The sequence below is a fragment of the Pseudomonas fragi genome (assembly GCF_025426255.1).
GTDB classification, from domain to species: Bacteria; Pseudomonadota; Gammaproteobacteria; order Pseudomonadales; family Pseudomonadaceae; genus Aquipseudomonas; species Aquipseudomonas kulmbachensis.
In genome coordinates, this window is the sequence record NZ_CP104861.1 from 327,523 (window position 1) to 349,539 (window position 22,017).

Consider the following 22,017-nt stretch of genomic DNA (forward strand, 5'->3'; position numbering starts at 1 on the left):
CGCGAGCAGGCTCGCTCCCACGGTTGACGTCATGCTTTATTTCGGCAGTGCGTACACCACCACCTGATCACCTACCTGATCTTTCATGATCGAGTTGCCACCCGCCACAAACGCCACATATTGCCGGCCCTTGTATTCATAGATAGCGGGGTTGGCGACGGCGGGAGCCATGACGATATCCGACCACAGCTCTTTGCCATCTGCCAGGGCATAGGCGCGTACCTTGGCATCCATCGAGGCGCCGATAAACACCACACCACCTGCAGTCACCGCAGGGCCACCAATGGTTGGCGAGCCCATGTTTTCAGGCATGTACCAACCAAATTGCTGGACGGCACCCATTGGGCGACGCCATTTCACGTCACCGGTGTGCATGTCGATTGCCACCAGTTCACCGAAAGGGGGTGCCCAGCACGGCATACCGGCCCAGTTCTGCGCGTTCATCAAGCTCATGCCGTAAGGTGCGCCGATCTGCGGGTAAAAGCCGTTTTCGTTGCCCGAGGTTTTTGGTTGCTTGTCGTATGAGGCGCGATCCCACAGCTTGATCATCTGCACGATGTGCGAGGTGTTCACAATGGCCACCTGGCTGACCGGGTCGAACGCTACACCGCCCCATTGCACGCCACCGGCACTGTCCGGGTAGGCCAGTACGCCGTTGCCCTTAGTGGCGGGTGGCGAGTACATGCCGTTGTATTCCAAACCGTCCCACATTTTTGTGCACTGACCAAAACCGACGATGTCGGCGATTTTCCAGATTGCCGGTTTTTTCGACTGATCCATCAACGGCGCAGGTTTGGTCGGGAACGGTTGGGTCGGCGAATACACCTCGCCCTGGGCATCGCCCTGTGGCACCGGGCGTTCTTCAATGGGCCACACGTCCTCGCCGGTGCGGCGGTCAACGGTGAACAAAAAGCCCATCTTGGTCGCTTGCACCAACGCGGCCACGGGTTTGCCATCGACGGTGATGTCCATCAGCGTAGGAGCTGAGTTGATGTCGTAGTCCCATATGTCGTGGTGAACCCACTGACGAGACCACACGACCTTGCCGGTATTGATGTCCAGAGCCGTGGTCGAAGTACCCAGGGGAATCGGTTTGGTCCGATTGCCGCCCCAGTAGTTGGGCGAAGGAGAGGACACGGGGATATACAGCAAGCCCAGCGCGGGGTCGTAAGACATTGCGGTCCAGATGTTGGCGGTGCCGGTTTTGCCAGCTTCATCTTCCGGAATCGGCTTGAACTCCCACTCCAGCTCGCCAGTGCGGGCATTGAGGGCAAACAGCGAACCTGGTGATTCGACTTCATATTCCCAGTCTTTACCGGCCCAGCCGACGATCAGCTTGTCACCGATAACGGTTGGCGGTTGCAGTTGCGACAACGGCCATTTGGCATTGACGGTGTTCCATTGGTTGACATCCACCACACCGTTTTTGCCGAAGCCTTCGCACGGCTTGCCGGTGTCAGCATCCACCGCATATAGCTGCGCGGTCATGTTGCCCAGGTAGACGATTTTTTGGCAGGCAACTCCCGCTTGCGGTGTTTTTTCCTGCCAGTACGACACGCCGCGAGATTTCAGCGCGGGCTGTGTCTCGGCAACCAGCGGCGACTTGGTGTCATAGGTCCACTTCGCTTTGCCGGTCTCGGGTTCGAGCGCGATGATTCGGTAAAAAGGTGTGCCGACGTACAGCGTGTCATTGGCGAAAATAGGTGTGGCTGACCAGACCGAAGGCGGGATTTTACCGGTTCCGGAGGACATGTCTCCGGTGAAATACTCCCAGACCTTGGTCAGTTTTCCGACGTTATCCTTGTTTATTTGAGTCAATGGCGAGTACTTCTGCGCGCTCAGTTGGCCGTGAAAGCTGTCCCACTCCTTGCCACTGGGCAGGGGCAGTTTGGCGTCTTCGGCAGAGATGCTCGACGTTGCCAGCAACGGTGTCGGTACGGTGTAGGTGTCTTGTGCCTGAGCGTTGGAAACACCTGCCAGCAAGCACAGCGCCGGAGCTGTCAAAAAGTGTTTTTTGATTCCGTTCATCTCATGCGCTCCTTGTTGGCTTGGCGCCAAAGGTTTCAATCACAACACCCACGGCGAAGACCACCAGAACGGCAACTGTCCACCAGCCATGCAAAAGGCTTGCAGCAAAAATGGTCCCTATGGCACCGGCCCAACTCAAAAACAGGACGAAGTTTCGCAAGCCTCCCGCCGCGGTTTTGACCAGGAGTACGCCAAGAACAAACAGCACAAATTCGGCGAGCATCGTTGTCATTGCCCCCCCGGAATCCGTCACCCCTGACAGTGGAGTGAAGAATCGCCATGCCGTGATGGCCAAGGCAACCAGAGCCGTAATGATCATGATGTTGGCGCCGAGATGGCGCCTGGGCGGTGCATAGGCAGCAGAAGTACTCATCCCTTAACTCTCCTTTGCGTGTTATGCCTTCAGGCATCTGGAAAGTGAGTGTAGCCAAGGTGGCGGAAAACACCGGGATGAGGTCGAGGTCATGGCGGGGATTTGCTGCTGTCCAAGCGTTATGCACTAACCCTCGTAGCAGCTGCCGAAGGAACGAGGCTGCGTTCGGCTGCGCAGCAGTCGCAAAATGGAATACTGCGCAATGTCTGAAAAACCTCGGATTACGGATCTGCGAGTGCTGCGCACTCGGACGCAGCCTCGCGTTGCTCGTCAGCTGCTACGAAATAGCGGCTACAAGCTGGATCAGTGCGTGTGTTCGGCCTCGGCTGGCGCATCCTTGGTCACACGGCGAACCAGCTTGCCGATGGTCAAACCCTGGAACAGGATCGACGACAGCACCACGATGTAGGTGATACTCAGGATCAGATCGCGCTCCGGGCCCAGCGGCAAGGCCAGTGCCAGTGCGACCGAAACACCGCCGCGCAGACCGCCCCAGGTCAGGATACGGATGGTGCCGCGTGGCACCGTGCGCCAGCGGCGCAGCAACACAATGGCCGGGGCCACGGTCAACAGGCGCGAGAGCAAAATGGCCACCGCCAGAACGCTGGCAGCCAGCAAATGCAGCCACGAGAATGGCAGCAGCAACAGTTCCATGCCGATCAGCGCAAACAGCAGCGCGTTGAGCATGTCATCGAGCAACTCCCAGAAGCCGTCCATATAGCGACGGGTCATCTCGTTCATGGCCTTGTTGCGGCCCAGGTTACCGATGATCAGGCCAGCAACCACCATCGCAATTGGTGCCGATACATGCAGCTCACTGGCCATGGCCGAGCCGCCGATCACCAGTGCCAGGGTCAGCATCACTTCGATCTGGTATTGCTCGATGCTCTTGATCATTCGATACACCAGATAACCGATCAAGCCACCGAACACCACACCACCGATGGCTTCGTGAACGAACAGCATCGCCGTAGCGCCAAGGCTCGGGGTTTCGCCCAGTTGCACGATGCCCAGCAACACGGTGAACACCACAACGGCGGTGCCGTCATTGAACAGCGACTCGCCGACGATGGTGGTTTTCAGCGGTTTGGAGGCGTTGGCAGTACGCAGTACACCCAGCACCGCAATCGGGTCGGTGGGGGAAATCAGTGCACCGAACAGCAGGCAGTACAGGAAGCTGATGTGCCAGCCAAACAGGCCGAAAATCCAGTACGCCAGGCTGCCGATCACGGTAGTAGCGATCAGCACGCCGACGGTCGCCAGCAGCCCGATTGGCCAGCGGTAGCTGCGCACATCATTGATGTTGACGTGCAAGGCGCCGGCAAACAGCAGGAACGACAGCATCCAGTTCATCAGCAGGTCGCCGAAGTCGATCTGGCCGATCAGCTCCTGCACTCGCTCTTCAAGGCCCGGGTAACCGAGGAAGCTCAAGCCTTGCAGCAGCAGGGAAAACATAAGGGCAGTAACCATCACGCCAATCGTCGGCGGCAGGCCGATAAAGCGGAAGTTCACGTAAGTCAGTAGTGAGGTCAGGCAGATAAACGCAGCAACAAGCTCAAGCATCCGGGATCCTGTAGTGGCGAGAGTGAATGGAAGCCCGATCAGGTCGGGCTATGTTTGGATGCAAACGCAGGTGTCAGGGGCACATCCCGGAGGTGTGGCAAACGGACGCGATCTGCGAGGTCATTGACCACGCAGACGCACTGAGGTTGCATGGTGGGGCCTGGCAGTGCCCGCAGGTTGATAACCACAAGGAGTCTGGGGTGTTGGCAACGATGTTGGTGTTGGTCGCGGCTGTATTGCACGCGATCTGGAATACCCTGATCAAGTTCAGCGGCGAGCGGTTGCTGGTTATCGCCTGCATGGATACGGTGGCGCTGGTGGTGGTCGCCGCGTTGGTGGGCTTTGTGTCGTTGCCGCCGCCTGAAATTTGGCCGTGGATACTGGCGTCCGTGCTGTTGGAGCTGGTCTACCGGGTGCTGCTGATTCGTGCTTACCGGGTGGGAGACCTGGGCTTGGTCTACCCGCTGATGCGCGGGCTTTCGCCCCTGGTGGTGCTGGCGCTGACCCTGACCTTTGCCGGGGAGATACTGACGGGCCAGCAGATCATCGGCATCCTGTTGATCCCTTGCGGCATGGCTTGTTTGTTGTGGCAGGGCGGCGGTGGTGCTCGCCTGCCCTGGTCGATGCTGCCGGTGGTGGCGCTGATCGGGCTGTGTATTGGCAGCTATACCTTTGTGGACGGGCAGGCGATCCGGCGCTGGTCCCATCCTCTGGATTATCTGGTGTGGGTCACGTTGCTCAGCGCCTGGCCGTTTCCGTTGCTGGCGGTCACCCGCAAGCGGGCCGCGTTCGCGCTGTTCTGGCGTACGCAATGGCGGTTGGGCGTAGCAGTGGGGGTTTGCGTGCTGGCCAGCTATGCGCTGGTGCTGTGGGCGATGCAACTGGGCTCGATTGCCGAGGCAGCGGCGCTGCGCGAAGTCAGCGTGATTTTGGTGGTGCTGTTTGGTATGCGTTACCTCAAAGAACCTTTTGGCGGTCCGAGGCTCTTAGCCTGTGGGCTGGTGCTGATCGGCATGCTCGTGATGAAACTCTAAAAAGGAAATTCCAATGACGGTCGCCTTCTGGTGTGTACTGATTGCCTTCTGCCTGAGCTACGTGTGTACCGCCTTTGCCAAGTTCAGCGACGGCAAATTCGGGCCTAAACAAAACCATGATCCGCGTACGTTTCTCGACGGCCTGCAAGGTTTTGCCAAACGTGCCCACAGTGCCCAACTAAACAGCTTTGAAGTGACCCCGGCGTTCGCGGCTGCGGTGATCATTGCCGACATCGTGGGCAACGCCCAGCCTGTGACCATTGATGTGCTGGCGGTGCTGTTTATCACCAGTCGCCTGCTCTACATCATTTGCTACCTGGCAGACTGGGCACTCTTGCGCTCCATCGTGTGGTTTATCGGCATGGGGCTGGTGGTCAGCTTCTTTTTTGTGTCGATGTAGCGCACAACTTGTAGCAGCTGCCGAAGGAACGAGGCTGCGTTCGATTGCGAAGCGATCATAAAGCCTGGGTACGCGGTCTACCTGATAGGCCGCAAGTACAGGTTTTACGACGGCTACGCCGCCGGACGTAGCCTCGTTCTACTCGTCAACTGCTACGAAGAGCGGGTTGCAGCTACTGCGGTAACGCCGCCCCTTTAGGCCACAGCAGCCAGATATTGCCCTTCTGTTTCATGTCGCCCGCAATTTGCCCGGCCTCTGGGCCGGTGCCGACAAAGAAGTCTGCCCGCACTTCACCCGCAATGGCGCCACCGGTGTCCTGGGCGGCAACCGGGCGCACGATGGGTTGGCCGTTGGCTTGGGTGGTCGACAACCACAACAGGCTGCCCAGCGGGATCACTTTGCGGTCTACCGCCACGCTGTAACCGGCTGTCAGCGGCACGTTCAGCGAACCGCGCGGGCCTTCGTTGCTATCGGGGTTCTGGGTGAAAAACACATAGCTCGGGTTACTGGCCAGCATCTCGTGTACGCGCTGCGGGTTAGCCATCGCCCAAGCGTGAATAGTGCCCATGGTCACGTCCTCTTTTTTCAGCTCGCCCTGCTCGACCAGCCAGCGACCAATCGGCTTGTACGGGTGGCCGTTCTGGTCGGCGTAACCGATGCGCAACTGGCGACCATTGTCGAGTTGTACCCGGCCCGAGCCCTGGATTTGCAGGAACTGCAGGTCCATAGGGTCGGTCAGCCAGGCCAATACGGGCGCATTTAGACCTTTGCTGTTGATGGTCTCGGCGGTGTCGTAAGGCTTGAGCACGCGACCATCAAGGCGTCCGCGCAGGCGCTTGCCCTTGAGTTCAGGGTAGATGCTGTCCAGATTGACCACGATCAGGTCAGCCGGTACGCCGTAGATCGGCACATTGGCGGCCTGGGTAGGCTTGAGGCTGCCAGGGTAGACCGGCTCGTAGTAACCGGTGATCAGGCCGTCGCTGCTGCCTTCGGCGGAGCGCAAGCTGTACACGTCGAGGTGGGTTTGCAGAAAGCTGCTGATCTCGGCCACGCTCGGGCTGGCAGGCAAGGCGGCTGCATCGCTGCACACGGAGCCCCAGTTGGCGTCGGCCTTGAGGCGGGTGCAGGCGCTGCGCCATGAAGCAAAACCGCTTTGCAGGTCGCTGCCCGTCACTTCAGGCAGTGCGCTCCAGTCAGCCTTGCTGTAGGTGGTGTGGGGTTCAGGTTTGGTGGCGTCCTTGTCAGTGCCGTTGCATCCGGCCAGCAACATGACAACGGGCAAGGCCCAGGTCAGCGGCTTGAAAAATATACTCATGTGCGAGGTTCCTTCGAGGTTTGCCGAGGCCGGATGACCGTCAGGCAATCCTTATATTCAATAGGGGTATTGGTCTTTGCAGGTGACGCGAGGATACTGGCGACCGATTTCCGTGACCTGAAGCCACCATGACTCTTAAACGATTGACTGTTGTAGTGCTGACCTGCCTGACGCTGACTGCGTGCGGTGGGGTTGATCCCGATTCGCCGCTGGGCCAGCGTAAAGCGATTTTCAAGCAAATGCTCAAGACCAGCGAAGAGCTGGGTGGCATGCTGCGTGGCCGGATTCCCTTCGACGGCCCGCGCTTTACTGAGGGCGCGATCAAGCTGGATGCCTTGGCTCACGAGCCTTGGAAGCACTTCCCTCAGGTCAAGGAAACTGCTCAAACCAGCGCGACCGATGACGTCTGGCAAAAGCAGGCCCGCTTTCAGGAGCTGGCGCACCAGTTGGAAGCCGCCACGGGCGAGCTGGTTATCGCCAGCCAGGTACAACCCTACAAGGCCAGCAACCTGACGCCTGCAGTGCAGAAAGTCGAAGACACCTGCAGTGCGTGCCACAAGGAATTCAGGAATCACTGATTAAAGGCCAAAGCGCCCTCACCCTAAACTTCTCCCTGAGGGAGAGGGTCGGGGTGAGGGTGTGCTGTTACTTGTCCAGCTGATCCAGGGCTTCTTGCAGTTCCTTGCGCGATTCAGCCAGCTTGTTTTTGCGCTTGTCGATTTTTTCCGGATCGCCTTTCTTCATGGCCTTGTCCAGATCCGCCTGGCGCTTGCTGACTTCGTGCTTGGCTTCCAGCACCTTGTTTTCGCGTTCCTTGCGCAGGCCTGCGTCGGTGCAGTGTTCGGTGACTTCACTCAAGGCTTTTTCCAGGCCAGCGACCTGGTTGCTGTTGCCGTGGGCGCGAGCCTGCTCAAGTTGCAGGGTGATGGCTTGTTTCTTGGCAGCACAACCGGTCAGTTCGGGGGCAGCATCTGCGGCCATCAACGGGGCAGCCAGCAGGCCGCAAACAGTAAATAGGGCGAGCGGTGAAAGTAATTTCATAAATGGCTCCATGATAAAAATGACAATAAAAAAGGTTAAAACGACGCGCAACTTGCGCCTCGGCTGATCGAAACCGTGAATGTTAGCAGCATCCGCGGCCCAGCAATTCGCTGTGTTTGTTCCACATGTGTACCCGCCAGCAGCAAAAAGCCCCGGACAGTTACCTGTCCGGGGCTTTTGGTGCAGCAGGACTAATTAAAAACCTGCAGCAGCGCGCAGCTCTTCAGCGCGGTCGGTACGCTCCCACGTGAACGTGGTGAAGGTATCGTCGCCAACTGTTTTGGTCTGCGGCGTACGGCCGAAGTGGCCGTATGCTGCAGTTTCCTGATACATCGGGTGCAGCAGGTCAAGCATGGTGGTGATGGCATATGGACGCAGGTCGAATATGTCACGTACCAGCTTGATGATTTTGTCGTCGGAGATTTTGCCAGTGCCGAAGGTGTTCAACGAAATCGAAGTCGGTTGAGCGACGCCGATAGCGTAGGAAACCTGGATCTCGCAACGATCAGCCAAGCCTGCAGCTACGATGTTTTTAGCTACGTAACGGCCGGCGTAGGCAGCCGAACGGTCAACTTTGGATGGATCTTTACCCGAGAACGCACCGCCGCCGTGACGGGCCATGCCGCCGTAGGTGTCAACGATGATCTTGCGACCGGTCAGGCCGCAGTCGCCCACTGGGCCACCGATGATGAACTGGCCAGTAGGGTTGATGTGGAACTGCGTGTCCTTGTGCAGCAGCTCGGCTGGCAGCACGTGTTTGACGATCAGTTCCATCACGCCTTCGCGCAGGTCTTTGTACGACACGTCAGGGTTGTGCTGGGTCGACAGCACGATTGCGTCGATGGCTACAACCTTGCCGCCTTCGTAACGGCAAGTCACCTGGGACTTGGCGTCCGGGCGCAGCCAAGGCAGCAGGCCGGATTTACGGGCCTCGGCCTGGCGCTGAACCAGTTGGTGCGAGAAGGTAATCGGTGCTGGCATCAGCACTTCGGTTTCGTTGCTGGCGTAGCCGAACATCAGGCCCTGGTCGCCGGCGCCCTGATCTTCAGGCTTGGCCCGGTCAACACCCTGGTTGATGTCAGGGGACTGCTTGCCGATGATATTCATCACGCCGCAGGTCGCACCGTCGAAACCGACGTCGGAACTGGTGTAGCCGATGTCAGTGATCACGTCACGAACGATCTGTTCCAGGTCAACCCAGGCCGAAGTGGTCACTTCGCCCGCGATGATTGCTACGCCGGTTTTCACCAGAGTCTCGCACGCCACACGGGCGAACTTGTCTTCAGCAATAATGGCGTCCAGCACCGCGTCAGAAATCTGGTCGGCGATTTTGTCCGGATGCCCTTCAGACACGGACTCGGAGGTGAAAAGGGAGTATTCGCTCATCTCGACGGTTTCCTAATATTTACCGATGGTGAGTGTCGCCAGCTGGCCGCTGAAAGTGGCGGACCTGAAGCTGGAAACCATTACGTAAGCCTATATAGAGGCTTTCCCCGGGAACGAGTCCCGCAGCGGTGGCCCAATGGGCCAGATCATCTTGTTCAAAACCCAGCCACAAATCACCGCACGCCTCGCGGGCCCACGCCTGATTATGACTGCACAACTCTGTTACCAGCAGGCTTGCGCCCGGTTGCAGCAAGGTTGCCAGTTGCTTGAGTGCTTCGGCCGGTGCGGCGAAATGGTGCAAGACCATGTTCACAACTACGCAGTCAACCTGGATCTGTGCATCGTGCAGCGCGTCGGCCAGGATCAGGCTGACGTTGTTCAGTGACTCGCGTTCACACACCTGGCGGGCCAGCTCAAGCATCGCTGGGCTGTTGTCCAGTGCTGTGACCTGATGGAAGCGACGGGCCAGATCGGGCAGAAAGCTGCCATCGCCGGGGCCGACTTCCAGGGCCGTGGCCGCTGGGCTGAAGCTCAGTTTGTCGAGCAGCGCCAAAACGCTGTCCCGGTATTGCGGCAAGCCGGCGATCAAATCCTGTTGAGCGCGAAACTTCTCGGCTATGCGTGAGAAAAAGTCCTGACTGGCTGCTGCACGTTGGCCGTGTACTGCGCTGATACGCGCCTGTACATCGGCGGGCAAGGTCAGGTTGTCGACCTCTTCCAGCAGTGCTGCATGCAGTTTGCCGCCTTGTTGCTCGGTGTGGGGCAGGGCACGACGGTAAAAAATCGCATTGCCTTCACGCCGTGTCGCCACCAGACGCGCCTGGGACAGCACCTTGAGATGGTGGCTCATCCCGGATTGACCGGTGGCAAAAATTTGCGCCAGTTCCAGCACGCCAAACGAATCGTTGGCCAGCGCCCGCAAAACATTAAGTCGCAGCGGATCGCCTCCAGCCTTGCACAGGGCCCAGAGCTCTTCGCAATCGTTATGGCGGATTGAAGGCACGTGTAAGTTCATGGGGCCGCAGTCTAGTTACCCGCTCAAGCCCCTGCAAGGCCAATATCAAAACTTTTTGATATTGGTCGATAACTGGTTCGTCTGTCGGATGACATGTGCTTATTAACGAAATGAAATGTCCGATCCTTAACAGGTTGAACGGTTAAGCGCAGGAAAAACGCCTCAAGCGACTATCTGTCATTGCCCGGTGGCTCTGCCTGAGGGAAAATGCTCGCCTTTTTTCCGTTTCGATTTAACTTTCAATACCCAGGAGAACAGCGATGCCCAGCCGTCGTGAGCGTGCCAACGCCATTCGTGCACTCAGCATGGATGCCGTGCAAAAAGCCAACAGCGGCCATCCAGGTGCCCCTATGGGTATGGCGGATATCGCCGAAGTACTGTGGCGCGATTATCTGAAGCACAACCCGAGCAACCCTTCGTTCGCTGACCGTGACCGCTTCGTGCTGTCCAACGGCCACGGTTCGATGCTGATCTACTCGTTGCTGCACCTGACCGGCTATGACCTGTCGATCGACGACCTGAAAAACTTCCGCCAGCTGCACAGCCGCACCCCGGGTCACCCGGAGCTGGGCTACACGCCAGGCGTTGAAACCACCACTGGCCCGTTGGGTCAGGGCTTGGCCAACGCTGTGGGCTTCGCCCTGGCAGAAAAAGTCATGGGCGCGCAGTTCAACCGTCCTGGGCATAACGTTGTCGATCACCACACCTACGTGTTCCTGGGTGATGGCTGCATGATGGAAGGCATTTCCCATGAAGTTGGCTCGTTGGCCGGCACTCTGGGCCTGAGCAAGCTGATCGCGTTCTACGACGATAACGGCATCTCCATCGATGGCGAAGTTGAAGGCTGGTTCACCGACGACACGCCAAAGCGTTTCGAAGCCTACAACTGGCAAGTGATCCGTAACGTTGACGGTCACGACCCGGATGAAATCAAGACCGCGATCGAAACTGCACGTAAAAGCGATCAGCCAACGCTGATCTGCTGCAAAACCACTATCGGTTTCGGCTCGCCGAACAAGCAGGGCAAGGAAGACTGCCACGGTGCTCCACTGGGCAACGACGAAATCGCCCTGACCCGTAAAGCTCTGAACTGGGACCACGGTCCGTTTGAAATCCCGGCTGATATCTACGCCGAATGGGATGCCAAGCAAGCCGGTGCTGCGGCTGAGTCCGAGTGGGACAAGCGCTTCGCAGCCTACGCAGCCGAGTTCCCTGAACTGGCTGGCGAGCTGTCCCGTCGCCTGAGCGGCAAACTGCCAGCTGACTTCGATGCCAAGGCCACCGCCTACATCAATGAAGTGGCTGCCAAAGGCGAAACCATCGCCAGCCGCAAAGCCAGCCAGAACGCGCTGAATGCCTTTGGCCCGCTGTTGCCAGAACTGCTGGGCGGCTCCGCTGACCTGGCCGGCTCCAACCTGACCATCTGGAAAGGCTGCAAAGGCGTTTCAGCTGAAGACGCCAGCGGCAACTACGTGTACTACGGCGTACGCGAGTTCGGTATGAGCGCCATCATGAACGGTGTCGCCCTGCACGGCGGCCTGGTGCCTTACGGCGCGACTTTCCTGATGTTCATGGAATACGCCCGCAACGCCATCCGCATGTCGGCTCTGATGAAGCAGCGCGTGATCTATGTGTTCACCCACGACTCCATCGGTCTGGGCGAAGACGGCCCGACGCACCAGCCAATCGAGCAACTGACCAGCCTGCGGACCACGCCGAACCTGGACACCTGGCGCCCGGCTGATGCGGTTGAATCCGCAGCGGCCTGGAAATTCGCCCTGCAGCGCAACGACGGCCCGTCCGCGTTGATCTTCTCGCGTCAGAACCTCAACCACCAAACCCGTGATGCTGGTCAGATCGCCGACATCAACCGTGGTGGTTACGTGCTCAAGGACTGCGCAGGCGAGCCTGAGCTGATCCTGATCTCGGCCGGTTCCGAAGTGGGCCTGGCAGTTCAGGCCTGGGAGAAACTGACCGAACAAGGCCGTAAGGTCCGTGTCGTTTCGATGCCATGCACCAGCGTGTACGAAGCTCAAGATGCAGGCTACAAACAGTCGGTTCTGCCGCTGCAGGTTAGCGCCCGTATCGCGATCGAAGCGTCCCACGCTGACTACTGGTACAAGTACGTGGGCCTGGAAGGTCGCGTAATCGGCATGACCACCTACGGCGAGTCGGCGCCTGCGCCTGCTTTGTTCGAAGAGTTCGGCTTCACCCTGGAAAACATCCTGGGTCAGGCTGAAGAGCTGCTGGAAGACTAAGTAACAAAGAGGCTGCTCTCTTCGCGAGCAGGCTTGCTCCCACAGGGATCTACATAGCCCATGTGGGAGCGAGCCTGCTCGCGAAAGTGTGAAGGATTCACCTTGGTAATCGAGAACCCCATGCCTCAACCGCGTCCTTACAAAGTTGCACTCAACGGCTACGGCCGAATTGGTCGTTGCGTCTTGCGTGCGTTGTTTGAGCGAGGTGCTGACGCCGGGTTTGAAATTGTTGCACTCAATGATTTGGCCGATATGGCCAGTCTCGAATATTTGACGCGCTTCGACTCCACTCATGGCCGGTTCCCCGGTGAGATACGGATCGAAGGCGACTGCCTGCATATCAATGGCGACTGCGTGAAAGTGTTCCGCAGTGCCACTCCCGAAGGGATCGACTGGGCCGCATTGGGCGTTGATCTGGTGCTGGAATGTTCCGGCGTCTACAACACCCGCGCCGACGGCCAGCGCTTCCTTGATGCCGGGGCACCCCGTGTATTGTTTTCGCAACCGATGGCCAGCGACGCAGATGTCGACGCCACCATCGTGTATGGCGTTAACCAGCACAGCCTGACCGGCGAAGAGCGACTGGTATCCAACGCCTCCTGCACCACCAACTGTGGCGTGCCGCTGTTGCGTTTGCTGGATCAGGCGTTTGGCCTCGAGTACGTATCGATCACCACTATTCACTCGGCAATGAACGATCAGCCGGTGATTGATGCCTACCACCATGAAGATCTGCGGCGTACGCGTTCGGCATTTCAGTCGGTGATTCCGGTGTCTACCGGGCTGGCCAAAGGTATTGAACGTTTGTTGCCGGAACTTGCTGGCCGAATTCAAGCCAAAGCGGTGCGGGTTCCGACCTTGAACGTGTCATGCCTGGATATCACCCTGACCACGGCCCGCGACACGGACACCGCACAAGTTAACCGCGTACTGCGCGAGGCCGCCACCAGCGGCCCGCTCAAAGGCCTGTTGGCATACACCGAGTTGCCGCACGCCAGTTGTGATTTCAACCATGACCCGCATTCGGCCATTGTCGATGCCAGCCAGACCCGCGTTTCCGGCCCCCGGCTGGTGAACCTGTTGGCCTGGTTCGACAACGAATGGGGTTTTGCCAATCGAATGATCGATGTGGCAGAGCACTACTTGCACGTTACCCACTCCAAACCCGCTCTCTAACATTAGAAACTCAGGAATTGCGACCCATGACCGTGTTGAAGATGACCGACCTCGATCTGCAAGGTAAACGCGTACTGATCCGCGAAGACCTCAACGTCCCAGTCAAGGACGGTGTAGTCACCAGCGATGCGCGTATCCTCGCTGCGCTGCCGACCATCAAGCTGGCGTTGGAAAAAGGCGCGGCGGTTATGGTCTGCTCGCACCTGGGACGCCCGACTGAAGGCGAGTTTTCGGCTGAAAACAGCCTCAAGCCAGTGGCTGAATACCTGAGCAAGGCCCTGGGCCGTGAAGTGCCGCTGGTCAGCGACTACCTCAATGGTGTCGAGATCAAAGCGGGCGACATCGTGCTGTTCGAAAACGTACGCTTCAACAAGGGCGAAAAGAAAAACGCCGACGAACTGGCCAAGCAATACGCTGCTCTGTGCGACGTGTTTGTGATGGACGCATTCGGCACCGCTCACCGCGCCGAAGGTTCGACCCACGGCGTGGCCAAATTCGCCAAGGTTGCCGCTGCGGGCCCGTTGCTGGCTGCTGAGCTGGACGCACTGGGCAAGGCCCTGGGCGCCCCGGCCAAGCCGATGGCGGCGATTGTTGCCGGTTCCAAGGTGTCGACCAAACTGGAAGTGCTCAACAGCCTGAGCCAGATCTGCGACCTGCTGATCGTGGGTGGCGGTATCGCCAACACCTTCCTGGCTGCAGCCGGTCACCCAGTGGGTAAATCGTTGTACGAGCCAGACCTGCTGGACACCGCCCGCGCTATCGCCGCCAAGGTCAACGTACCTTTGCCGACTGACGTGGTAGTGGCTAAAGAGTTTGCCGAAAGCGCCGTTGCAACCGTCAAGCTGATCGCTGACGTTGCTGGCGACGACATGATCCTGGACATCGGACCGCAAACGGCTGCGCATTTTGCCGAGCTGCTCAAGTCATCCAATACTATTCTGTGGAACGGCCCGGTTGGCGTGTTCGAGTTTGACCAGTTCGGTAACGGCACCAAGGTTCTGGCCCAGGCCATTGCTGATAGCGCAGCGTTCTCGATTGCTGGTGGCGGCGACACACTGGCGGCTATCGACAAGTACGGTATTGCTGATCAAATCTCCTACATCTCCACCGGTGGCGGTGCGTTCCTTGAGTTCGTCGAAGGCAAGGTACTGCCTGCCGTTGAAGTTCTGGAAAGCCGCGCCAAAGCCTGAATGTGATTCTGGCCCTGAAAGGAAGCATGGACATGGTCAAGTTGTTACCGCTGTTGATGATCGCGGGCTTTTTGGCCGGTTGCGCCGGTTCGAACACGCCGACGCCCGAAGCAGCCACCCCTGAAGAGAGTGGTTGCTACCAGGCAGACTGGCAGGCGCAAAGCGTACCGCTGGTCAATAAACGCTCAGGGCCTGAGGCGCTGGAGAAATACGAGTCGCCCAAGGCTTCACAAGAGCGTGGGTGCCCTTGATTTGAAATGTGCCCTACTTGTGGGAGCGAGCCTGCTCGCGACAACTTCAGCGCGATGAGGCAAATATGCCGAGTTGCCTACATCGCGAGCATGCTCGCTCCCATATTTGGCTCGAGCAGCTATAGCTGAAGCTGTAACGTTTCAGCTACACAAAATCCGCATTTCAGGGGCCAACCCCCGATCTGCAATAACTTGAATAGCAGCCGCCGCTACGGCAGGCTTGCACGATTAACGACCCTTGTCCGGGAGAGACACACACAATGGCACTTATCAGCATGCGCCAGATGTTGGACCACGCCGCCGAATTCGGCTACGGCGTTCCAGCCTTCAACGTCAACAACCTTGAGCAGATGCGCGCCATCATGGAAGCCGCTGACAAGACCGACTCCCCGGTGATCGTTCAGGCTTCGGCCGGCGCGCGCAAGTACGCAGGTGCTCCATTCCTGCGTCACTTGATCCTGGCTGCAATCGAAGAATTCCCGCATATCCCGGTGTGCATGCACCAGGACCACGGCACCAGCCCTGACGTTTGCCAGCGCTCGATCCAGCTGGGCTTCAGCTCGGTCATGATGGACGGCTCGCTGGGCGAAGACGGCAAAACCCCAACCGACTACGACTACAACGTTCGCGTTACTCAGCAGACTGTTGCCCTGGCTCACGCTTGCGGTGTGTCGGTTGAAGGCGAGCTGGGCTGCCTGGGTTCGCTGGAAACCGGCATGGCTGGCGAAGAAGACGGTATTGGCGCAGAAGGCGTTCTGGATCACAGCCAGATGCTGACTGACCCGGAAGAAGCGGCTGACTTCGTCAAGCGCACTCAAGTGGATGCCCTGGCAATTGCCATCGGTACTTCCCACGGCGCTTACAAGTTCACCAAGCCACCTACCGGTGACGTGTTGGCTATCGACCGTATCAAGGAAATCCACAAACGCATTCCGAACACTCACCTGGTGATGCACGGCTCGTCCTCTGTTCCACAAGAGTGGCTGGCGATCATCAACGAGTTCGGCGGCGACATCAAAGAAACCTACGGTGTGCCGGTAGAAGAAATCGTTGAAGGCATCAAGCACGGCGTGCGCAAGGTCAACATCGACACCGACCTGCGTCTGGCATCGACTGGTGCCATGCGTCGCCTGATGGCGACCAACCCGAGCGAGTTCGACCCGCGCAAGTTCTTCGGCGCAACCGTAACTGCCATGCGTGACGTGTGTATCGCTCGTTACGAAGCCTTCGGTACTGCCGGTAACGCTTCGAAGATCAAGCCGATCTCTCTGGAAGCCATGTACCAGCGTTACCTCAAGGGTGAGCTGAACGCCAAGGTCAACTAAGACCCGAGCGTTATAAAAAAGCCCGCAGCGATGCGGGCTTTTTTGTGGGCGCGGTTTTCATGCGCTCCGGTGTATTTGTTCCGGATCGACGCCGTTTGCCCTGAGCAGCGCATCGACCAGTGAACGCGACATCTCGACCGAATGCACCAGTGACCAGACCAGGCCGCGCTCTATGCCGCTGGCGAATACGGTGATTTCATCCGAGACCTCTTCGGTGCTTTTGAGCATCAGTGAAACATGGGACAACGCTTCTATCGCACGAATGTCAGGCAGCACGCCAAAGGGGGATTTTGGGCTGGTCTTGAGTGCCTGTGTGGGCTTGAGGCTGTCGAGGGAAACAGGTGGGGCCTGGAGCATGGCGTCGAGAATGCGCCGGGTAGCCTCATCGTGCTGATGATCATCACGCTTGATGCCAGTTGCTTTGGGATCGTCGGGCGTCGTCTTTTTCATGTCTGTTCCACGGGGATCATCGGCGACTGGTGAAGATAGCCCCGGGTCTTTCATAGCTGCAAGCAGCGCATGTGGGTATCAGGCTTTCTCGGAAATGTCCGTCTCTTGGCGGTGTAAAAGTCTGACGTAGTAGCGTTGGGGTTGAATTCGCTACACTGGCGTACTTTTATGCTGTGCGTTGCCCCCCCCATGACTGTTCTCAAATACCTTCAGGCTTACCCCCAGACCTTGCAAGAGCAGGTGCGCCAGATGATTGAGCGCGACCAGCTGAGCAGTTACCTGAACGAGCGTTATCCACAACGTCACGCCATACAAAGTGACAAGGCGCTGTACACCTACGCGCAGGAGCTCAAGCAGGAATACCTGCGCAATGCGCCGTCTTTTGACAAAGTGCTGTTTGATAACAAGCTCGACCTGACCCACCGTGCGCTGGGTTTGCACACCGCCATTTCGCGGGTCCAGGGCGGCAAGCTCAAGGCCAAGAAAGAGTTGCGTGTGGCCTCGTTGTTCAAGGATACAGCGCCCGAGTTTCTGAAGATGATCGTGGTTCACGAACTGGCTCATCTGAAGGAGTCAGACCACAACAAGGCGTTTTACAAGTTGTGCGAGTACATGTTGCCGGGTTATCACCAGTTGGAGTTTGACCTGCGGGTGTATCTGACCTGGCGGGACTTGTAGCCGCTGCCCAGGTACGAGGCTGCGAGGGGGAGCGCAGCGCCCCGTGTTTCTGAATAACCGACGAAGGTCCTTTGGCCCTTATCGCAGCCTGCGGCAGCGGCTACAGGTTTATTGCCCCACCTGAATGGAGTTCTATATGGACGTCAGCAAAACCAAAAGCAGTTTTTACCGGCGCTTGTACGTGGCCTGGTTGATCGACAGCCAGACCGCCAGCAGCGTGCCTGCACTGACGGAAGTGACCGGCATGCCGCGTCGTACCGCGCAGGACACCATTGCCGCCCTGGCTGATCTGGATATCGTTTGCGAGTTTGAACAGCAGGATGGCGCCCGCAACCATGCCGGGCGCTATCAGATTCGCAGCTGGGGCCCGGTCGATAAAAACTGGGTCGGCGAGCATCTGGTGCAGATCAAGCAGGTGCTGGGTTACCCCTGAGGTGTCAGGCGCATGCCGATATGCGGGATGTCATCTTCAAGATAGCGTTCGCCCTCGGCGAGGAACCCGTGTTGCTCATAGAACGGCTGCAAGTGCGCCTGGGCGGACAGGAACACGGGCTGTCCCGACCAGTACTCTTCGATGTTCTCCAGGGCTTGTTCAAGCAGCGTATGCCCAAGCTTTTGCCCGCGACCCTCGGGGGCAATGATCACGCGGCCAATCACTACGTCGCCGCCCTGGGATTCAGGATCGAGCACGCGGGCGTATGCCACCAGTTGATCGTCCTGCCAGCCCATTACATGCAGGGTATCCCCCGTCAGGTCCTGCCCGTCGACGTCCTGATAGGCGCATTTTTGCTCGACGACGAATACCTTTGAGCGCAACTCCAGTATGGCGTAGAGCTGCTCTTTGCCCAGGTCGTTGTGGTGTTTGCAGAGCCAGTCAGTGGTCACGGTCTTGTCCTTGTTGGGGAGTTCATGCCCCGATAGTAGGCGCGATGCACACTGAGGCCAAGCTCTACGGCGTCTTGATCAAATGCGCGGCCAGGGTGCGCAGCGGTCCGAGCTGGCGGCAAATCAACGCCAGTTGGGTTTGCACCAGGCGCTGGTTTTCATCGAGCTCCTCGGGCATTTGTTCCAGCGCGTTGGCCAGCGTCTCTTCCTCGTCACTCTGCACCGCCACCGTTTGCTTGGTGGCCAGGCCTTGGGCGATCTGATCGATGCTGTCGGCAATCTTGCACCCGGCCTCTTCAATCAACTGCTCGCGAACTTCAGCGGGCAACTCGGTATCGCGGTGCGCGCCCAAGCCTGACAGATAGCTGAGCAAGGTGTGGGACATGACCAAAAAGCGGAAACCCATGTCGGCATCCTTACGGAAGTGCCCCGGTTCCATCAGCATATTGGCCAGCGTGGTCGACAGCGCTGCATCAGCGTTATGGGCGTTACGGCGCGCCAGTCGATACGCCAGGTTGTCGCTTTTGCCCTGAGCGTACTGCTGCATGATCTGGCGCAGATACTGACTGTTACAGCTCAAGGTATTGGCCAGCACCTGATTCAGTCGACGGCCCTGCCAGTCCGGCAGGAACAGGAACACTGCCGCCGCCGCAATCACGCTGCCCACCAGGGTATCGAACAGTCGCGGCAGGAACAGCCCGTAGCCGTCGCCCACCTGATTGAAGCAAAACAGGATCATCAGGGTGATGGCTGCAGTGCTCAAGGTGTAGCGGGTGGTGCGGTTGATAAAGAACACGACCCCGGCCACTACGGCAAACATCGACTGCACCAGCGGATTGGGGAACAGATCAAACAGTGCCCAGCCCACGGCCAGGCCGATAGCGGTGCCGATGATGCGTTGGCTGAATTTGCGCCGCGTGGCGCCGTAGCTCGGCTGGCACACGAACAGCGTGGTAAGGATGATCCAGTAACCTTGGCTCGGGTGAATCCAGTGCACCATTGCAAAACCGATGCTCAGGGCCAGCGGCAGGCGCAGGGCGTGGCGGAAGATCAGCGAGGTTGGCGTCAGGTGCTGGCGCAGGCGTGACCAGACATCCTTGAGGTTGCGCGGCGAACGGTCCAGCAGGCTGCTGTCGGTGGCATCGGCCAGGTTGTCGGGGTTGCTCGCGTCGCTCAGCAAACGATCAAGGGTGCCAAGGTTGGCGGCCAGCGCCCGCAGTGAACGCAAAAGGCCGCGCCAGGCCGGGTTGCTCTGGATACGCAAGTGTTCGAGGGAGGCGTGCAGATCGCTCAGGGCCTCGGCAAAGCTGTCATCGTAGACAAACGGCTGGCGCAGCTTGATCGACTCCGACAGACGCTGGCAGGCCACGCCTTGCTGGCGCAGCAGGCGCTGGCAGCGGAACATCACGTCACTGTGGAAGAAGGCATCTGCGAGGGCGTTGTACGGGTAGTGCGAAGAGCTGGCGCGCTCGTGGATGTCCTGCGCGAGGAAGTACAGCTTGAGGTAGCGGCTGAGCTTGGAGCCCGGCCGGGAGTTGCCGACCCGGTGCAGGATGATCTCTTTGGCACTGTTCAGCGCCGCTACCACTCGACCGTTTTGCCGGGCCAGTTCAAGTCGGCCCGCTTCGACATCCAGCTTGCGAATGGGCTCGAACAGCGACGATTTTATTTTCAGGTACAGGCCCAGTTCCCAAAACAACCGCGCCAAGCTTTGCTGCACCGGCTGGTTGGAAAACAGCGCCTGCCACAGCACCGACAACATCCCGTACCACGCCGCACCAGCAACCAGCAGCAAGGGCTCATGCCAAAAGTTGGTGACTTCGCCGCCGCGCTGATCGACGCCGATCATGGTGTACACGGCCAGAATCAGCGTGGCTGAGGCAATCGCCCCGTAGCGCTCGCCCAGCGCCCCGAGCATGGTCAGGCCGAAGCTGGCTAGCGCAAGCGCGCAGACCATTAACCAGGGGTAGGGGAAGAGCAGTTCGACACTGAATGCCGAGGCGGTGAAACACACTAGCGTTACCAGCAAGGCGTTCAGGCGGCCTTGCCAGCTGTCATCTGTCTCGGACAACGCACTGGCGATAATCCCCAGGAACAGCGGGATCAGCAGCGACATCTCATCCTGATACCAGCAAAAAGCCATGCTGCCGGTCAGGGCGACAAACACCCGGACGCTGTAACTGAACTTGTCCAGCGCCCACAAGCGGCGCAGGGAATGCTGAAAGCTTTTCGATGACATGAAGTGGCGGTGCCTGGCTCGTGATTCGCTAACTTGAGCCAGTTAAGACGACAGCGCAATGGCACTGTCACATCGAACACAAAATATTTTTTGGGGTTGCCATCGCGAGCAGGCTCGCTCCCACAAGAGCAGTGCAATTTACCTGTGGGAGCGAGCCTGCTCGCGAAAGCCGCGATACGGTCTTGGACTAGACGTACTGCGCCGCCGCATACCCCGAAGCCCACGCCCACTGGAAGTTGAAGCCGCCCAGATGGCCGCTCACATCCAGTACCTCGCCGACAAAATACAAACCCGGGCTTTTCAGCGATTCCATGGTCTTGGACGACACCTCGCGGGTATCGACCCCGCCCAGGGTCACTTCGGCCGTGCGATAGCCTTCGGTGCCGGCCGGTACTACTTTCCAGCTCGCCAGTTTGTCCGCTACCTGCGCGAGTTCAGCCGGGGTGTACTGCTTCATCGGCTTGGACTCGAACCAGTGCTCGGCGAGCAGATTGGCCATCTTCTTGGTGAAAATTTCACCGAGCAGAGTTTTCAGCTCGCTGTTGGGGCGTTCGGCCTGTTGGGTGTGCAGCCACTGCAGTGCATCGAGGTCGGGTAGCAGGTTGATTTCAACCGTGTCACCGGTATTCCAGAACGACGAAATCTGCAAGATCGCCGGTCCGCTCAAGCCACGATGGGTGAACAGGATATTTTCCCGAAAGCTCTGATCGTTGCAGCTCACCAGGCAATCCACCGACGTGCCGGAGAGTTCGGTGCAGATCTCTTTAAGCTGATCGGTGATGGTGAACGGCACCAGCCCTGCGCGGGTGGGCAGTAGGGTGTGGCCGAATTGTTTGGCTATTTGATAACCAAAACCTGTGGCGCCCAAGGTCGGGATCGACAGCCCGCCGGTGGCGACCACCAGTGACTGGCAATCAATCGGCCCCAGCGTGGTATTGAGGCTGTAACCGTTGTCGGTTTTTTCGATCTGCTCGACCGAGGTGTCCAGGTGCAGGCTGACGCCCGCTTTTTGGCACTCATCGAGGAGCATTTCGAGGATGTCGCTGGATTTGTTATCGCAGAACAGTTGGCCGAGTTTTTTCTCGTGATACGGCACGCCGTGCTTGCACACCAGTTCGATGAAATCCCACTGGGTGTAGCGCGCCAGGGCCGACTTGCAGAAGTGCGGGTTCTGCGACAGGAAATTGTTGGGCTCGGTGTACATGTTGGTGAAGTTGCAGCGGCCACCGCCCGACATCAGGATCTTCTTTCCTGCCTTGTTGGCGTGGTCGACCAACATGACCTTGCGCCCACGCCCGGCAGCGGTCAGCGCGCACATCAAACCTGCGGCGCCAGCGCCAATAATCACAACGTCGGTAGAGCGCAAAGCGGTGTCCTCACAAAATTTATATTCAAGCCAAACCTAATGTG

The 22,017-nt window shown here is 58.6% G+C and carries 21 protein-coding genes; 10 read left to right on the forward strand and 11 right to left on the reverse strand.

The window, feature by feature from the left end; translation table 11 throughout:
• Positions 1-36: 36 nt before the first annotated feature.
• From N7D90_RS01625 to N7D90_RS01635, 3 genes are all read right to left on the reverse strand, one after another.
• Positions 37-2,028, reverse strand: coding sequence for a pyrroloquinoline quinone-dependent dehydrogenase (locus N7D90_RS01625; RefSeq protein ID WP_261740599.1), 1,992 nt, complete (start codon positions 2,026-2,028; stop codon positions 37-39).
• Position 2,029: 1 nt separating this feature from the next.
• A complete protein-coding gene (locus N7D90_RS01630) occupies positions 2,030-2,401 on the reverse strand; it encodes a hypothetical protein (RefSeq protein ID WP_261740600.1) in 372 nt (123 codons plus the stop codon).
• Between the two features lie 303 nt (positions 2,402-2,704).
• The gene (locus N7D90_RS01635) at positions 2,705-3,964 is read right to left on the reverse strand and encodes a cation:proton antiporter (RefSeq protein ID WP_261740601.1); all 1,260 of its coding nucleotides are present in this window, start codon (positions 3,962-3,964) and stop codon (positions 2,705-2,707) included.
• A 200-nt stretch (positions 3,965-4,164) separates the two neighbouring features.
• Here N7D90_RS01635 and N7D90_RS01640 point away from each other — a divergent pair, with 200 nt between their 5' ends.
• Both N7D90_RS01640 and N7D90_RS01645 read left to right on the forward strand, forming a co-directional pair.
• The gene (locus N7D90_RS01640) at positions 4,165-4,998 is read left to right on the forward strand and encodes a DMT family transporter (RefSeq protein ID WP_261740602.1); all 834 of its coding nucleotides are present in this window, start codon (positions 4,165-4,167) and stop codon (positions 4,996-4,998) included.
• A gap of 13 nt (positions 4,999-5,011) precedes the next feature.
• Positions 5,012-5,398 (forward strand): MAPEG family protein, encoded by a 387-nt coding sequence (locus N7D90_RS01645; protein ID WP_261740603.1) that lies wholly within the window; start codon positions 5,012-5,014, stop codon positions 5,396-5,398.
• Between the two features lie 172 nt (positions 5,399-5,570).
• Here N7D90_RS01645 and N7D90_RS01650 read toward each other — a convergent pair whose 3' ends face one another.
• Positions 5,571-6,713: a murein transglycosylase A gene (locus N7D90_RS01650; RefSeq protein ID WP_261740604.1), complete on the reverse strand. Its 1,143-nt coding sequence runs from the start codon at positions 6,711-6,713 to the stop codon at positions 5,571-5,573.
• A 128-nt stretch (positions 6,714-6,841) separates the two neighbouring features.
• Between N7D90_RS01650 and N7D90_RS01655 the strand changes: the two genes are divergently transcribed.
• Positions 6,842-7,291 (forward strand): c-type cytochrome, encoded by a 450-nt coding sequence (locus tag N7D90_RS01655; RefSeq protein WP_261740605.1) that lies wholly within the window; start codon positions 6,842-6,844, stop codon positions 7,289-7,291.
• Positions 7,292-7,358: 67 nt separating this feature from the next.
• Here N7D90_RS01655 and N7D90_RS01660 read toward each other — a convergent pair whose 3' ends face one another.
• The 3 genes from N7D90_RS01660 to N7D90_RS01670 all read right to left on the reverse strand — a co-directional run bounded on the left by N7D90_RS01660 (position 7,359) and on the right by N7D90_RS01670 (position 10,155).
• Complete coding sequence (locus tag N7D90_RS01660; RefSeq protein ID WP_019827986.1) at positions 7,359-7,754, reverse strand: DUF1090 domain-containing protein; 396 nt, start codon at positions 7,752-7,754, stop codon at positions 7,359-7,361.
• Positions 7,755-7,949: 195 nt separating this feature from the next.
• A complete protein-coding gene (gene metK / locus N7D90_RS01665) occupies positions 7,950-9,140 on the reverse strand; it encodes a methionine adenosyltransferase (RefSeq protein WP_261740606.1) in 1,191 nt (396 codons plus the stop codon).
• A gap of 19 nt (positions 9,141-9,159) precedes the next feature.
• On the reverse strand, positions 9,160-10,155 hold the full coding sequence (locus N7D90_RS01670; RefSeq protein WP_261740607.1) for an ArsR/SmtB family transcription factor: 996 nt from the start codon (positions 10,153-10,155) through the stop codon (positions 9,160-9,162).
• 260 nt (positions 10,156-10,415) lie between these two features.
• Between N7D90_RS01670 and tkt the strand changes: the two genes are divergently transcribed.
• The 5 genes from tkt (at position 10,416) to fba (ending at position 16,355) form a co-directional block, all read left to right on the forward strand.
• Complete coding sequence (tkt, locus tag N7D90_RS01675) at positions 10,416-12,413, forward strand: transketolase (RefSeq protein ID WP_261740608.1); 1,998 nt, start codon at positions 10,416-10,418, stop codon at positions 12,411-12,413.
• 120 nt (positions 12,414-12,533) lie between these two features.
• The gene (gene epd / locus N7D90_RS01680) at positions 12,534-13,589 is read left to right on the forward strand and encodes an erythrose-4-phosphate dehydrogenase (protein ID WP_261740609.1); all 1,056 of its coding nucleotides are present in this window, start codon (positions 12,534-12,536) and stop codon (positions 13,587-13,589) included.
• Positions 13,590-13,615: 26 nt separating this feature from the next.
• A complete protein-coding gene (locus N7D90_RS01685; protein WP_261740610.1) occupies positions 13,616-14,779 on the forward strand; it encodes a phosphoglycerate kinase in 1,164 nt (387 codons plus the stop codon).
• 32 nt (positions 14,780-14,811) lie between these two features.
• Entirely contained in the window at positions 14,812-15,030 is a 219-nt protein-coding gene (locus N7D90_RS01690; protein WP_261740611.1) for a hypothetical protein, read from the forward strand.
• A gap of 260 nt (positions 15,031-15,290) precedes the next feature.
• Positions 15,291-16,355, forward strand: coding sequence for a class II fructose-bisphosphate aldolase (gene fba / locus N7D90_RS01695; RefSeq protein WP_004419605.1), 1,065 nt, complete (start codon positions 15,291-15,293; stop codon positions 16,353-16,355).
• Positions 16,356-16,412: 57 nt separating this feature from the next.
• Here the strand turns inward: fba and N7D90_RS01700 are convergent, their stop codons facing one another.
• Positions 16,413-16,805: a hypothetical protein gene (locus N7D90_RS01700; protein ID WP_261740612.1), complete on the reverse strand. Its 393-nt coding sequence runs from the start codon at positions 16,803-16,805 to the stop codon at positions 16,413-16,415.
• Between the two features lie 189 nt (positions 16,806-16,994).
• Between N7D90_RS01700 and N7D90_RS01705 the strand changes: the two genes are divergently transcribed.
• The gene (locus N7D90_RS01705; protein WP_261740613.1) at positions 16,995-17,483 is read left to right on the forward strand and encodes a M48 family metallopeptidase; all 489 of its coding nucleotides are present in this window, start codon (positions 16,995-16,997) and stop codon (positions 17,481-17,483) included.
• A 136-nt stretch (positions 17,484-17,619) separates the two neighbouring features.
• Positions 17,620-17,916: a winged helix-turn-helix domain-containing protein gene (locus tag N7D90_RS01710; protein ID WP_261740614.1), complete on the forward strand. Its 297-nt coding sequence runs from the start codon at positions 17,620-17,622 to the stop codon at positions 17,914-17,916.
• Here N7D90_RS01710 and N7D90_RS01715 read toward each other — a convergent pair.
• The 3 genes from N7D90_RS01715 to N7D90_RS01725 all read right to left on the reverse strand — a co-directional run bounded on the left by N7D90_RS01715 (position 17,907) and on the right by N7D90_RS01725 (position 21,973).
• Complete coding sequence (locus tag N7D90_RS01715; RefSeq protein WP_261740615.1) at positions 17,907-18,368, reverse strand: GNAT family N-acetyltransferase; 462 nt, start codon at positions 18,366-18,368, stop codon at positions 17,907-17,909. The two genes, N7D90_RS01710 and N7D90_RS01715, sit on opposite strands and share 10 nt — an antisense overlap.
• Before the next feature lie 64 nt (positions 18,369-18,432).
• A complete protein-coding gene (gene yccS / locus N7D90_RS01720) occupies positions 18,433-20,607 on the reverse strand; it encodes a YccS family putative transporter (RefSeq protein WP_261740616.1) in 2,175 nt (724 codons plus the stop codon).
• Positions 20,608-20,794: 187 nt separating this feature from the next.
• Positions 20,795-21,973 carry an NAD(P)/FAD-dependent oxidoreductase gene (locus tag N7D90_RS01725; protein WP_261740617.1) on the reverse strand — a complete coding sequence of 393 codons (1,179 nt, stop codon included), beginning with the start codon at positions 21,971-21,973 and terminating at the stop codon, positions 20,795-20,797.
• Positions 21,974-22,017 lie beyond the last annotated feature (44 nt).

Coding starts and splice junctions, on each gene's coding strand:
- yccS (WP_261740616.1), bottom strand. CDS start 20,607: ATGTCATCGAAAAGCTTTCAGCATTCCCTGCGCCGCTTGTGGGCGCTG.
- N7D90_RS01660 (WP_019827986.1), bottom strand. CDS start 7,754: ATGAAATTACTTTCACCGCTCGCCCTATTTACTGTTTGCGGCCTGCTG.
- fba (WP_004419605.1), top strand. CDS start 15,291: ATGGCACTTATCAGCATGCGCCAGATGTTGGACCACGCCGCCGAATTC.
- N7D90_RS01710 (WP_261740614.1), top strand. CDS start 17,620: ATGGACGTCAGCAAAACCAAAAGCAGTTTTTACCGGCGCTTGTACGTG.
- N7D90_RS01670 (WP_261740607.1), bottom strand. CDS start 10,155: ATGAACTTACACGTGCCTTCAATCCGCCATAACGATTGCGAAGAGCTC.
- N7D90_RS01625 (WP_261740599.1), bottom strand. CDS start 2,028: ATGAACGGAATCAAAAAACACTTTTTGACAGCTCCGGCGCTGTGCTTG.
- N7D90_RS01690 (WP_261740611.1), top strand. CDS start 14,812: ATGGTCAAGTTGTTACCGCTGTTGATGATCGCGGGCTTTTTGGCCGGT.
- N7D90_RS01645 (WP_261740603.1), top strand. CDS start 5,012: ATGACGGTCGCCTTCTGGTGTGTACTGATTGCCTTCTGCCTGAGCTAC.
- metK (WP_261740606.1), bottom strand. CDS start 9,140: ATGAGCGAATACTCCCTTTTCACCTCCGAGTCCGTGTCTGAAGGGCAT.
- N7D90_RS01655 (WP_261740605.1), top strand. CDS start 6,842: ATGACTCTTAAACGATTGACTGTTGTAGTGCTGACCTGCCTGACGCTG.
- epd (WP_261740609.1), top strand. CDS start 12,534: ATGCCTCAACCGCGTCCTTACAAAGTTGCACTCAACGGCTACGGCCGA.
- tkt (WP_261740608.1), top strand. CDS start 10,416: ATGCCCAGCCGTCGTGAGCGTGCCAACGCCATTCGTGCACTCAGCATG.
- N7D90_RS01650 (WP_261740604.1), bottom strand. CDS start 6,713: ATGAGTATATTTTTCAAGCCGCTGACCTGGGCCTTGCCCGTTGTCATG.
- N7D90_RS01630 (WP_261740600.1), bottom strand. CDS start 2,401: ATGAGTACTTCTGCTGCCTATGCACCGCCCAGGCGCCATCTCGGCGCC.
- N7D90_RS01685 (WP_261740610.1), top strand. CDS start 13,616: ATGACCGTGTTGAAGATGACCGACCTCGATCTGCAAGGTAAACGCGTA.
- N7D90_RS01635 (WP_261740601.1), bottom strand. CDS start 3,964: ATGCTTGAGCTTGTTGCTGCGTTTATCTGCCTGACCTCACTACTGACT.
- N7D90_RS01700 (WP_261740612.1), bottom strand. CDS start 16,805: ATGAAAAAGACGACGCCCGACGATCCCAAAGCAACTGGCATCAAGCGT.
- N7D90_RS01705 (WP_261740613.1), top strand. CDS start 16,995: ATGACTGTTCTCAAATACCTTCAGGCTTACCCCCAGACCTTGCAAGAG.